Annotated in this window: 8 protein-coding genes; 4 read left to right on the top strand and 4 right to left on the bottom strand. The window is 41.2% G+C overall.

Annotation, left to right across the window (positions count from 1 at the left end):
• Positions 1 to 216: 216 nt before the first annotated feature.
• Genes B9Y87_RS12720 through B9Y87_RS12705 form a run of 4 tightly spaced genes read right to left on the bottom strand, consistent with a single transcriptional unit; the run spans position 217 to position 4,882 of the window.
• Positions 217 to 1,245 (bottom strand): polysaccharide deacetylase family protein, encoded by a 1,029-nt coding sequence (locus B9Y87_RS12720; protein WP_217807518.1) that lies wholly within the window; start codon positions 1,243 to 1,245, stop codon positions 217 to 219.
• A gap of 28 nt (positions 1,246 to 1,273) precedes the next feature.
• Complete coding sequence (locus B9Y87_RS12715; RefSeq protein ID WP_085499380.1) at positions 1,274 to 2,191, bottom strand: alpha/beta hydrolase; 918 nt, start codon at positions 2,189 to 2,191, stop codon at positions 1,274 to 1,276.
• Positions 2,178 to 3,563, bottom strand: coding sequence for a PhoPQ-activated pathogenicity-related family protein (locus tag B9Y87_RS12710; RefSeq protein ID WP_085499379.1), 1,386 nt, complete (start codon positions 3,561 to 3,563; stop codon positions 2,178 to 2,180). The genes B9Y87_RS12715 and B9Y87_RS12710 overlap by 14 nt, the downstream gene beginning before the upstream one ends.
• 32 nt (positions 3,564 to 3,595) lie before the next feature.
• Positions 3,596 to 4,882, bottom strand: coding sequence for a hypothetical protein (locus tag B9Y87_RS12705; protein WP_217807517.1), 1,287 nt, complete (start codon positions 4,880 to 4,882; stop codon positions 3,596 to 3,598).
• A 303-nt stretch (positions 4,883 to 5,185) separates the two neighbouring features.
• On the opposite strand from B9Y87_RS12705, the gene B9Y87_RS22310 reads away from it, so the two are divergent.
• The 4 genes from B9Y87_RS22310 to B9Y87_RS12680 all read left to right on the top strand — a co-directional run bounded on the left by B9Y87_RS22310 (position 5,186) and on the right by B9Y87_RS12680 (position 13,111).
• The gene (locus tag B9Y87_RS22310; RefSeq protein WP_085499378.1) at positions 5,186 to 6,124 is read left to right on the top strand and encodes a PKD domain-containing protein; all 939 of its coding nucleotides are present in this window, start codon (positions 5,186 to 5,188) and stop codon (positions 6,122 to 6,124) included.
• A gap of 51 nt (positions 6,125 to 6,175) precedes the next feature.
• Positions 6,176 to 9,577 (top strand): SusC/RagA family TonB-linked outer membrane protein, encoded by a 3,402-nt coding sequence (locus tag B9Y87_RS12695; protein ID WP_217807516.1) that lies wholly within the window; start codon positions 6,176 to 6,178, stop codon positions 9,575 to 9,577.
• Between the two features lie 17 nt (positions 9,578 to 9,594).
• Positions 9,595 to 11,250 (top strand): SusD/RagB family nutrient-binding outer membrane lipoprotein, encoded by a 1,656-nt coding sequence (locus tag B9Y87_RS12690; RefSeq protein ID WP_085499377.1) that lies wholly within the window; start codon positions 9,595 to 9,597, stop codon positions 11,248 to 11,250.
• 589 nt (positions 11,251 to 11,839) lie between these two features.
• Positions 11,840 to 13,111 carry a hypothetical protein gene (locus tag B9Y87_RS12680; RefSeq protein WP_085499375.1) on the top strand — a complete coding sequence of 424 codons (1,272 nt, stop codon included), beginning with the start codon at positions 11,840 to 11,842 and terminating at the stop codon, positions 13,109 to 13,111.
• The last annotated feature ends 547 nt before the right edge of the window (positions 13,112 to 13,658 follow it).

The raw sequence follows: 13,658 nt of genomic DNA, 5'->3' as shown, positions 1-13,658 counted from the left end.
TTGTTGGATTTGCATTATAATTTACCAGAAAACGGTATACCTGTTAATTTTTCTGTTAAAATGGTTAGGATAATTTAGATTTTATAATTGTTTCGTTTGAAGGTCCAAAAGAAAGGACCGGGAAGGTCGGTTGGCCTTATCCGGTCCTTAGATTAACGTGCTTTTAAGTGAATATTCCCTTATCTTCTATATATAGTGGATATCCTATATGGGTGTTTATTTCATGGAATTAAAACGGGTCATAATTTCTTTCCAATTGGTAAAAATTATACCCTCTTCTTTGAAGAAATTGATGAGGTCTGGATCACCAAAAATCTGTGATTCCCAAACACGCTGTTGCCATGATCCCGTTATGCCCCTTAGGTTATCGGTTTCTACGGATGGGTGAAAAATGATTTCCGTTAATCCGGGGGGTAAGGATTTTATCAAGGTTTTAAAACCTTCCACCTTTTCTTCATAGGAATCCGCCTTTGGTGCACTGGAAAAAAAATCCAGTTTGGGTAAGGTGTACTCTTCGGACATTTTAACCACAGTATCATCCATAGGATAGCCCTGTGCTCTAAACTCGGCCAGGACCGAAGGTACGGAAATATCTATAATATTGGCGGGAATGCCGTATTCCTGGGCCACTTTCATATAGACCTTTACATAGCTGGGGTCGCCGAACAGGGTCCCCATATGGGTGTCTATATGGTCTGGCCTATAGCCCCAGGCTATGGATTGTTCTATTTGTGCCCTTATTTCTTTTTCCACTTCCTCGGCTGAAGCGTGTTGTACTACTTCCGGTACGCTCCTCCATAGCTTGTCTTCCGGGTCCAATAGCCCGGGGACTTCTGCATCTGGGGTAATTGGGCCCCAACGATGTTTTTTCCATTCACTGGTTAAGGTAAGGTGTAGGCCAATATCCATAGCAGGATTTTCCTTGGCCCAATTGATGAATTCTTCGGCGTTGGGGCAGGGTATCATCACTGCAGCGGATTGAATTTCCCCTTTGGTCAGTTGTTCCTTGGCAGCAATGTTCGCCTCTGGACACATCCCAATGTCATCTGCGTGTAACATGATTACCTTTTTACCGGCAGGCCATCCCAATTTTTCGGCCCAGTTTTTTGCCTCTAAGGTTGTTTCCAATTCCGCAGGGGTATTATTGATGGCCTCATCGGCATTTTTTTTCTTTTCCCCACAACTAAATAGTAAGAGAGCCATACAAAGGCTCATGAACAAGGTAATTGGATATGACTTTTTCATTTTTTTCATTTTTTATTGATATTGTAATTTATAAATATTCTCTAAACCAATTGAGCCCGTCACCATAAATGGTATCTATAGGGGCATCGCGATGTTTTGCATCGTACCATATAATTTCTTTGGGCGCTTCTGCAGCTTTAAAAAGCAGTCTGCTCATTAAGGGAGGTACTATTTCATCATTTTTTGCATTTAACATAAGTAAAGGACGGGGAGCAATCTGCTTTACAAAGTTTAAGGGTTCAATGATGCTAACAAAATCTTTTGCCTCCTTGGTCAATGCTTCTTTTTCGTACAATAAATTTAATTGTCCACCAGCCAAGGCTACAATTGGAACTTTTATTCGATTATCTATTCCGCAAAAAATGGTGCCTGTAATGCCACCTAAACTGATGCCGTAGTATCCAATTCTCTGGGCATCCAGTTCATCCCGTGTTTCGATAAAGTCGACCGCCCGTCTTAGGTCGAATACGGTCTGACTAATAATGTTCCTGCTCCAGTGTTTATATTTCCCTGTAAGGTTAAAATCGTATACATCTTCTTTTCTTTCCCCGTGCCCGCTGAAGTCTATCCTTAACACGGCATAACCGTTTTTAAGGAAAAGTTCGTTTCCGTAGGATACATAATCTACCTTTTTGTGGTCTCCAAGACCGTGCATTAATATAACTACGGGTAGGGGAGATGTGGCATTTTTGGGTAGGCTCAAAAGGCCTGTTACCTTTTTATGGTGAACACTATAGTAAGATAAGTGATATAACTTAAAATCTGTAGTGTCCTTTAATAGACTAAGGGTATCTTTAAGCGGGATGGCCTTGTCATAGGTATAATATTCCCTTACCGGAAAAGTCTCACTAGTATCACCGGCGAAAATGATGGTAAATGCCAATAGGAGGAGAATGGTGATAATACCAAAAAACCAATATATCCGTTTTTTCTTATAGGATTTCATCGTCGTCCGCTACATACATTCTGGTACTCTTGGTGTATTTTCCGCCGTTGGGGTCTTTATACTCCAAATCTATATAAAATGCCTTATAACCACTTGTAGGAAATTTTACCTGCTGTAAAATCTGGTCGTGGTTTTTGGAGTCCAATTTTTTGGAGGTCCATGTTTCGTCCCTAAAGTCCCGATCCGAGGAATCTGCAGACCATATATAGGCATTTTCAAGTTCATCGGAAGTGGTTTTTACCGTTAGGGTCGCCGAGGTATTATCGGTCGTTAGGTCATAGGATAATGAGGCCTGTGGCGTTTTCTTCAGTGATTTTCCCCAAAAGGCGCTCAAGGCCCTTAAGGCCTGTTCCCCGTCACCAAGGTCATGGCCGGCATTGGGCACATAATGTATATAATTTTCGCCAGGAATATCATCAATATAGTTTTTGATGGCATCCACAGGCCAGTACTCATCATTGGTGCCGATAAATATTAATTTGGGCATGGTTAAATTGGCCCTATAGGAATATGGGTCAACCATTTGCGTTATGGCTTTTCCATCCTCAGTTCCTACGGTTTGAGGGATTTCCAGTTGAATATAGTCGTTGATCTGTATACTATATTCGTTCCAGGCCGTAATTTGATAATCCAGACTTACGGGCATATTTAAAACATCTATTACCATCGGAGCAATGGTCTCGACCCTCTTGTCGTTTGCTCCGGTCAACCAAGTCGTCCAACCCCTTTTGGAAGCCCCTGTTACCGTAAATCGTGTTATCTCCTTTTGAAGGTTTTTGCTAGTGAATTCTTGTACGGCATCCATGGCTCTGACGGCGCTTTTTACCATTGGAAATAACAAAGGCCATGTTGGGTCCTTGTCATTTTTGTAATTGTGGAGGGTATACGATATAAGTGCATCTTCCGTAAGGCCATCGTACAAAGGTTGGTTGGGAACCTGTCTTACAATGGCTACTATGGCCTTGTTCTTATCTGCTACTTGGGCAAAACTGATGGATTTCTTGTCCTCTTCATTGGATGACCAATTGGGTATCCCCTCTTTTATGCTGCCACCTGTGATTAATAGTAGTGCTCCATCATGGGCAACTTCATTGGGAACCAATACGGTAAGTTCATGGTTCCAGACATGTTCGCGCCATTTTTGGGAGGTCAGCATAAGCTCATAGGCGGTGACATCCCCTATGGCGTAATTCTCCTTTAGTTCCCATTTATACGTTGTGTCGTCATTGTTTAGGTAGCTTTGCAACGCAATGGAAGGGGTTATCTTAGTTGCTGCTGGGGCTATGTTTTCCACCAGTTTTTTTGGACTGTCCTTACAGGAAAAAACAAATAATAAGGACATCGATAAAAAAATAGAAACCAACTTTTTCATTTGGAACTTGTATTAAAAGGTTAAGAATTGTTTTATTTATCAGGTTTTGGACTATTTTGGATGAGGGTCAATAAATCATTGATAAGGATTTCTCCTGTTTTTTCCCCTAGGCTAGTGCGACTTACATACATATATCTTTTAAAACTGTTAAAATCTTCTTTGGTCAAAATATACCCAAATGCATCATTGGTCAGCCCAAAAAGAAAGGGATGTTCCGTGGGCATATTTCTTTTTAAATAGAATCCTATATTGGGTAGGGCTTCACCAGGTATGGTCAGTATTTGGGCCGATCCAATATTTAATAGGTTAAGGGTTGTATTAATAAAACGGTCGGAGTTTCCCATTTGTAAAGGCGAATTGTTTATAATATACCGCATCATTTCCGAATCTATTGGGAATTCGGCCTGGATGGAAGTACAAAAGATCTTTGGGTCCTCCTGAATCTTAGCGTCGGATAAAATCCTTAGGGCCTCGTCCGCCAAAAGGTTTCCTATACGTGTGCATTCTTCCCAATCATTGGCTTCCATATTATTGTCGCGCCTATTATCTGCCGTTACCATGCCTCCTTGGGCACCGTTCATAAACAAGGCCATTCCACCTGCTTTGGCTTCAATTCTATCGTATAAGGGGCCTATTAGATCTGGACTCAATATTCCCTGATCGCTACCTATGATCTCTGGATGAATGGCATAGTTTACCAAAGTTACTATGGGCAGGTCCTTGTTTTTGCCCTTGGTCCCGAGTGCCTGTATTATACCGCATCTGGGGTCGTACAATTCAGGGGCGTAATAATTGTAGGCTATTTTGCCCAGGGCTTCGCCAACAGCTATTTTTAATTTTGCGGGTTCCAGATTTGCTGAGGCTTCATTTACGGCATCGGCAATTTGTGTTACGCACCAGTCAAGATATTTTAAATCGGCTGCATTATTACCTTTTTCATCAGGGAAAGCATACGCATCGGGAGCGCTATGGGTATGCGTGGCACCGATGAGTATGTTGTTGAACGGAATATCCTTGATCAATTTCCTTGCCCTATTGCCGAGTGCCGCCGGCCATCCCAGATTGTCTATATTAACAATGGCAATTTTTTCGTTTCCCTTTTCCAGAACCATGGCCCTAACATAAAGTTCACCTTTCTTTTCGGTAGTGGGTTTGGGGGTGCCCACACCGCCGGAAACGGCAATCAGGGGGTCGGGGGTAATTATTCGTTTGGCCGCACCCGCCTTTAGTTGCTGGCAATGTACTTGGAAGGAAACAATAAAGATAAAGATTTGTAACATCAAAATTGACTTACAGGCTTTGTAAGAATAAATTTTCATAAATCTTCACATTTAAATGTTAAAAATGCTCCTATTATGCATGCATAAAACTTAATAAGAATATTGACTTATTTTACAAAAATATATTTAATTTCCTAAATCGAGGGTTAATATTTAATGCATATTTAATAATATATCTGAATTGTTTTGAAAAATTTAAATATATTTTTGGTAATAGTGTAATCAAAAGGTTCTTAAATTAACATATCGTTAACCTGAGGTTATCAAACTGGGAACAAGATTTTGGCAATCGTTAATTTTTGATCTTTGACTGCAGAAAAAACTAACTAAAAACTGTTATTTATGACTAAAAAAAATCTAATACTGTTGTATGGAATTTTATTTTCGATGATGCTATCCCTGTCTTCCTGTAGCTCAGATGATAGTTCAGGTTCGAATGATATTCCTCTTTCCGCCGATATTTTTCAAAGTGTCGTTGGGAAAAAAGTAGCCTTCCAGGGGTTGACCAATAATGCTGTGTCATGGACGTGGGATTTTGGGGATGGATCTACTAGCAGTGAGAAAAACCCGGTACATGTTTATTCTGATGGGGGGTACTATACGGCCAAGTTAACGGCCACATCTTCAGATGGAAGTTCTGTTAGCAAGGAAATTACACTTGCCATTGATCTTACTCCATATATCTTGCTTACAGGTGGACCAACTGCTACCAATGGTAAAACTTGGAGGATTGCAAGTGCACATTCGGCTGCTGATAAGTTGGCGGATGCCGATGCTGATTTAAGTCCCATAGAGCAGCCATTGGCTACTGGAATATTAGGATTGTTGGGGATGGGTGAGGTTTACGAGGATACCTTTACTTTCCACTTTGAGGGAGGTTATGAGATTGATACCAAGGCCGATGGTGCGGTTTTTAGTGGTTTGGTTTACCAAATAGTAACTGCGGGCTTTGGTGGTGTTGTAAATCCCAATGGTCAGGATTATGGTCTTTGTACGGGGCTGTTTACACCCGATGATAATCTAACTTTTACTTTTGTGGAAAATGAGGATTTGAATGTGCCTTCGGTATATGGTCCGGGCGGCGTATTAAATTTTGGTAATGTAGCCACGCTTGATTTTTCTGGAAATGGTTTTCTTGGATTCAAGGATTTTCAGAGCAAAGTGATTGTACAGGAAATAAAGGATAATTCTATGAGGGTGGTTATGTTTATGGCAGCTTCGCAAGATTTTATTGGGGTAAATACACATGCCTTAGTGTTTACTTTTGAAGTTGTGAAGTAATAAATTATGGCGTAAGCATCTAATATAAATAACTAACTACAAAATAATTCTATGAACACATATTTAAAAAATAAAATTCGGATGTTTGGGCAAATGTCCATGGTGTTGCTAGTTTTTTGCACCACTTCGCTAATGGCCCAATCTGCTCAACATACGGTAACAGGTAGTGTTACATCTTCCGAAGATGGAATGCCATTGCCAGGGGTCAGTATCGTACTTAAAGGGACTTCCCAGGGAGTTTCATCAGATTTTGATGGTAACTACAGTATTAATGTTCCCAACGGTAACGGTACCTTAGTTTATTCCTATTTAGGTTTTGAAACTCAGGAAGTGGCAGTAAACGGAAAAACCTCCATTAATATTGCCTTGGCCCCTGGTGCACAGGCATTGGACGAGGTGGTAGTAACGGCCCTAGGTATAAAAAGGGAAGATAAGTCTTTAGGTTATTCCGTAGAAAATGTAGCAGGGGAGGAGCTAACAAGGGTTGCCCAAGAAAACGTTTTAAACTCACTGTCCGGAAAGGTAGCGGGTGTAACGCTAAACTCCACTGGAGGTACAGGTTCTTCGGTTAGTATGGTAATTCGTGGGGCCATATCCCTTAGTTCGGACAACCAACCGTTATTTGTTATAGATGGGGTTCCGGTTACCAACTCTTTGAACAATATAGGAGGTTTTGGTAGTGACAACCGCGTGGATTACGGAAATGCCGTATCGGATTTGGATCCAAACAGTATAGAAGATGTAAGCATCCTTAAAGGTCCTAGTGCTGCTGCCTTATATGGATCAAGAGCAGGTAATGGGGTAGTGTTGATTACTACCAAAAAAGCGAAGGACAAGGAAAAAATGAAAGTTTCCTTTACTACCAATACGGTGTTCGATGTTCCTTATAGATTCCTTGAACAACAAACTAGGTTTGCTTCAGGTCTGTTCTCTTTTTCTCCTGAATCACAAGGTGGTAGTTACCTACTTCCAGATGTTCAATTATCTGGAGGCAACGGTGGTCCGGAATTGGATCGTGGATATTTTGCGGTACAGTGGAACGCTCCTCGGGATGCCAATGGCGCTCCTATTCCAACGGAATTGAAATCATACCCGAATAACGTAAGGAATTTTGTACAGACCGGAATTACAACCACCAATAGTCTTGAGGTTACCAATAGTACTGAGTTTATGAACTATAGAATGGGGGTGACCAATATGCAGAATACCGGTCTTGTCCCCAATTCCGATGTCAACAGGAATAGCTTCTCCTTATCGGCCTCATCAAGTCTGAACGATAAGTTAATTTTGAGTACCAATGTAAACGTGGTGCACAGTTATGCTGATAACAGGCCGGCCTCCAACAGGGGTGCCAATCCTTTACAATGGGCATATTCTACTCCGGCCAATATTGATTTGGGCCTTTTAAGGGATTATGACCTTCCTGGAACGGATGTACTAACCTTGGCGCCAGGCTACAATAACCCTTATTTCTTGGCTTATGGGGTAAATAACAGTTATTCTCGATACAGGGTATATGGGAACATGGTGTTGGATTGGAATATTTCTCCTTCCTTTAAGTTGCGAAGTAGTTATAATTTAAATAGTTATAATCAGACCCAAGAGACTAAAATGTCTCCAGGTTATAGTGCCGAATCCAACAATGGTACCTATGGAATCTCCAAGACAGATGGTGTGGAGACCAACGTAGATCTATTGGCCACTTTTACCAAGGATTTTGGGGATTTTGATTTCAGTATCTCCGGGGGTGGAAACCTGATGTACCAAAAGAATTCAGGCTTGAATAATTCGGCTTCTTCACGTGTGGGACTTGTGGTACCAGACCTTTTTACGGTTTCAAACATTGCCCCAACGGCATTGAATTATTCCAGTTTTATAAGCGAAAGGGGAATCAATAGTGTGTATGCACTAGGTAACTTTGGTTTTATGGACATGTTGTATCTGGACGTAACAGCTAGGAACGATTGGTCCAGTACCTTGCCTGTAGATAATCGTTCTTATTTTTATCCTTCAGCATCCTTGAGTTTCTTGCTGAGCGAGGTTGTAGATATTCCTAAGGTAGATCTATTTAAACTTAGGGGCGGTTGGGCCAGAGTGGGTAACGATACCAGTCCCTATCAGTTGGGTGCATATTACAATAATGCAGGGCAATGGGAGAATGCGGTATTGTATTCGGCACCAGGAAGTTTAAGTACGCCTACCTTGGAGCCTGAAGAGGCCACTTCCAAGGAATTGGGGCTAGACTTGACCATGTTCAATAACAGGTTTCGTTTTGAGGGTACTTATTATACGGTTGAAAATAGGAACCAAATTGTTCCCAGTATTCCCATTCCAGGATCTTCTGGATACAGTAGTGTAAGTATAAACGCCGGGGTATTGGAGAGTAAGGGGTATGAATTGTCTTTGGGCATTACCCCTGTAAGAACTGAAAATTGGAATTGGGACCTCAATCTAAACTACACTACCAATGAATCTAAAGTAGTTGCCTTGGCTCCAGGAGTTGATTATATTGAACTTTGGAGTGAAAATAAGAGTGTTTCCAGAGCTTATATTGCAGATCCTACGACCGGTGAGGACGGGTTAGTAGGGAATCTGTATTCTCCTAGGATTAAAAGGGTTACCGATCCCAATTCGCCATATTTTGGTTATCCGCTTATTGGACAGGCGGAAGATTCCGAATGGTTGCCAGAGGAAGAACGTGTAAAGGTGGGGAACTATAATCCAGATTTTATTATGGGTCTACAATCCAGCCTTACCTTTAAAAACTTTACTTTGAATATGACCTTCGATTGGCGTTCGGGAGGACAGTATATGTCACAAACCTCAAGATACATGGTAGAGGATGGTTACGGCCAACAATTGTTGGATAATTTGGTTAATCCAGGAATAGCGGAAGCAGGTCCGGAATTGAAACAATGGGTACTGGATAGAGCCGATGAATTGATTTACGGAGAGAATTTCCTTTCCGTTGGTGGTACACCAGGTAATGGCGGTTTTCCGGAGACCTTTAGTGGAAACGTGGTTTATGACGGAGTTTTTAGTCCAGGGGTTAGGGGAACCCATGATGAAAATGGTAACTTTATATTGGAAAGTGAGAACTTAGGGGATGTGGGAACAACTTTTCTTCCCTTTTCCGTTGCGAATCCTTGGGAATTTGGAACTCCCCATATGTTCGATGCCGATTATATTAAACTAAGGGAGGTGTCCTTAAGTTATAGCCTACCCAACAAGGTGATAGAAAGGACAGGATTGGATAATATTAGTGTATCCGTTTACAGCAGAAATATCATGTTATGGACCAAGGATTCTTCCTTTGGAGTAGATCCTGAAAGGGCGTTCCAGGCAGAATCAGGCAGGGATAAAAGGGGAACACAGTTTAAACAGGGTATAGAACGGTATAATGTTGATCCCTGGGTAATCCCGGTAGGTTTTAAAATTGGTATAACATTTTAATATAAAAAACTAAGATCATGATGTATCAAATAAAAAGTAAAATGGCCATATTGGTTTTGGGACTCATCGTATTGGTTTCCTGCCACGGTCTAGAGGATTTAAATGAAAACCCCAACCAAATTGGATCGGACAATGTGGATCCCAACCTATTGGTGGGTACCGTAATTTCGGGAACCGCTAAGAATGTGGTCGGTTTGGGATTCGGTGAAATGGCCGGTGTTATGCAACACACCCAAAAGGATGGTTGGTCTAGCGGGCATAATGCTTATGACTGGAGTAATGATTCCCATAGTTGGAGCGGGTATTATAGACTGTTGACCAATAATAAAACCTTAATTGAAAAGGCGGAAGCCGATAATTTGGAATTCCATATAGGGGTAGGTTTGGTAATGAAAGCCTATCTGTTTGGGATGATAACGGATTTGTGGGGAGATGCTCCCTATTCCCAAGCGCTTAGGGGTGACGAGGGAGCTGAGTTTTTTGATGCTTCTTTTGATGATCAAAAGGATATCTATTTGGGTATTTTTGCCGATTTGGCTCGGGCCAATACCCTGTTGTCCAAAAATCAGAGTGAATATTTTGGCATTCAACCAAATCAGGATGTACTTTATAGTGGTACCGTATCACAGTGGCGTAAATTCGCTAATTCCCTGGCCTTGCGCTATTATATGAGATTGTCTGCAAAGGAACCCGGTTTGGCGGAAGAGGGCATAAGAAGAATATCTTCCAATCCTGGGCAATATCCCCTTATTTTGGATGCTTCCAACGATGCCAATGTAGATTATGTTGGAACCAGTACCAGTGACTCCTGGCCTACCAACACTAAATTTGATGTAGATCCACAAGGTGCGTATTTTAGAATTAAAATGGCAGCTACCCTAGTGGAAGCATTACAGGCACTGGACGATCCCAGATTAGGGGTTTGGGCCAATAAGATTGAAATACCATTGGTTTTGGCTACTGGAGAGGCAGAGGATACGGATGACATAAGAAACGGAGAACGCTATGTTGGGCAAAAATTGGTAGATGATCATTTGGATATTGTTGGTGTGCCGGTGAATTTTGACAAGGAATATGTTGGACTTCCTACCGCCATACCATTGGGACCGGCTTATAACTTAAAAAAGGAATTTAACCAAGGGTCCTTTAATCCACATGTTTCCCAATTAAATGATATTTATAAGGAGGCTAGTGGGCCGCTGCTTAAATCTCGATTAATATCGGCTGCCGAGGTACATTTTATCCTGGCCGAGGCAGCCTTGAAAGGTTGGGCTTCGGGGGGTGCGGAAGCGCATTATAACGAAGGGGTTAAACAATCCCTGAAAGCTTGGGGCTTGGAAGCTGACTATTCCAGTTATATAGCTGGAGCTGCCTATGGTGGCCTGGAAGATATTATGGAGCAAAAATGGATTGCAAGCTGGACCTCTGCAGCTCAATCCTGGTTCGATTATAGAAGAACTGGTTTACCAGATTTACAAGCAGGTCCTGCAGCTAAACGTCCGGCTTTGCCCTTGCGTTTCTACTATCATATTGATGAGATAGATAACAATACACAAAATGCTGAAGCGGCAATTCAGAAATTGGAAACTACTTCGTTCAAAGGTGACGATGTAAGTAACAATAGTGCTTGGTCCAAAATGTGGTTGCTGCAAGGTACTGGAGAACCGTACTAAATTATTTATTTGAATTATTATAGCAGCTAATTTAAAGGAGGCATTCCGTAAGGGCTGCCTCTTTTTACTGTTGTGGACAGCCCGGACAAGCAAATTTCCGGAACCAGTTTTATTTAGGAAAAGAACAGTAATGCCTTATGGAAAATTACTTTCTTAGAATATTCGATACCCAGAAAAAGTGGTTGGAAACGTTTTGGAATGGGATTGGGAAGCTGGATTATTGTCCATTTTTCAACGAAAACCCTTGTGTAGTACCATGAAAAATGGAAGGGCAAAAACGGAACAGACCCTTAAATTCTGGGGAAACATTTTTGAACGGCATAAGGTTCAGGTGTTTTTGAATGGTCATGTTCCCCATTATTACTGGGCTACTAAGAATGGAGTGCATTGAATAACCTCTGCAGGAGCAGTTTTGTATGATATTGAGATGGCCTTACCAGAAGCTAAGATTTGCAGTTAAGTGGAACATTTTGCAATGTACGGATCAATAAGTAGCATGACTATTTGTAGTCACCCATAATATTGGCAATGAAATTGAAACTATTGAAATAAAGCGAAGAAAAATAAACCTTGGTAAAAGTATAAACCGATGAAAACTAATAAAATAGGAATTCAAATTTTGATAGTGGGTATGTCTTTGGCCACAGCTTGGGCTATTAGGGGGCAGTTTGGACATGAACAGGGAGCAGCCTGGGCAGGAGCAATAGGAGGCTTGGCCTTAGTGCTCGTTTCCGGTAGAAAGGACTGGTATAATAAAATGATGTTGGTGGCTTTGGCATCGGCCGTAGGTTGGGGGGCTGGAGGAATGATCAGCTATGGCATGGTGGTAGGTTACGGTTTTGCCGATAACTTTGTAAATGCGTATTATGGCTTGGGAATGCTCTTTGTTATAGGTGGGTTATTCGGTTTATTGGGGGGTGGCCTTGTAGGTTTAACCTTGGATTCTACTAAGGAAAATAGAGTAAGATGGGGGTCGTTGCTGTCGGAAATGACGGTTGGTGGCATTATCAGCTATTATTTTCTTATAGAGCAGATCGGCTTCAAAATGACACCTCCGCGTTCAGAGGCCTGGGCCGTGTGTTTTGGTGCTGGATTGGCCATGTTGTGGTATATGGCCAGGGAAAAGAGAAACTCGGCCATTAGGGTGGCCTTTTACGCTATGTTGGGCGGGGGTATTGGTTTTAGTTTTGGTAATTTTTTACATGTTCTGGGGAATACCTGGCAAATCCCTTTTAATATGTGGAATGTTATGGAATACTGCATAGGTATTTGTGGTGGCTCGGGTATGGCTTATGGGGTGTTTACTTCCAAGTGGCCTAAGGAGATTCCAAGGGCTGTGAAATGGGAAAATTGGTCGGCCTTGATTATAGTGGTACTTTTTATTCCATTGATCGTTTATAGGGAATCATTGACCTATGATCATATTGCCAGACGTTTGGAGAATTTGCCCAATATAGAATCCATTGCATCCATTAGCACCATTATGGTCCTTTTGGTGTTGTTGGCAATGGTGATATCCATCTTTTGGCGATTTAAAAAAGATCAGTTCACACAAAAGGATGTTCTGATTACATTTTTTACCATGCTATTGGCTTATACGTTTATGAGCTATGCCGTAACGGGGATTTTTGGGGGTGAAATGCATCTTAACCACCATCTTTATGTGGGGAACATCCTTTTAATTTTTGTCTTGCTCAGATCGGGTAGCTTACAGTTCAACTATACGGAAATGGATAAGGTAGACCTTAAAAAATGGTTTTTTTATGTGTTGGTCGTACTTGGTGTACTGGCCATTCTGGCAATGATAGCCATAAGTGTACACGGGGATCTGGGAGACAGGGATAGATTTCCTATGAACTAAACTGAGGATTATTTTTAATGGAGGAGAACGTACAAAGAAAATACCTGAAGACTATTGGAACTTTATCTTCGGAGTTTTAGAAATCGATCTAGAAATAAAGAATTACGTATAAAATAATTACGTCGACGGAGTTTCCATTGGGACTGTTGTTCATGTTGGGGATACATCTATTTTTTGGGGTATTCTACATGGGTGAGTCTATTAAAATGGCAGGGGGCTACCTCTAATAAGTCTTATTTCCTCCGACCTAGCATTTTTCGCTTGCGTTATAAATGCCTTTGGTCGTACTCCATTTGGAAAAGTATAGTTAGTGTTCTCTTAATCAGAGGATTGTATGTAGCTTAAATGTGATAAGCAAAAGTAATACTTGGAAATTTGATTTCTATGGATAAAGAGTTGGAAGGTTGAAAAATTTAACATTATAAGCTTGGGTATCCAACGCTTCTTTTTATTACCTTAGATTGTAGTATTTGTATAACTGTTGTAATATAACTCAATGTAAGCTTTGTGTTATTATTATGTAAAATCAACAAAGTAGGGTTACATT

Source organism: Arenibacter troitsensis (assembly GCF_900177645.1).
Taxonomy (GTDB): domain Bacteria; phylum Bacteroidota; class Bacteroidia; order Flavobacteriales; family Flavobacteriaceae; genus Arenibacter; species Arenibacter troitsensis.
Note: the sequence above shows the minus strand (reverse complement) of the source record. Positions and strands in the feature narration are given on the sequence as shown.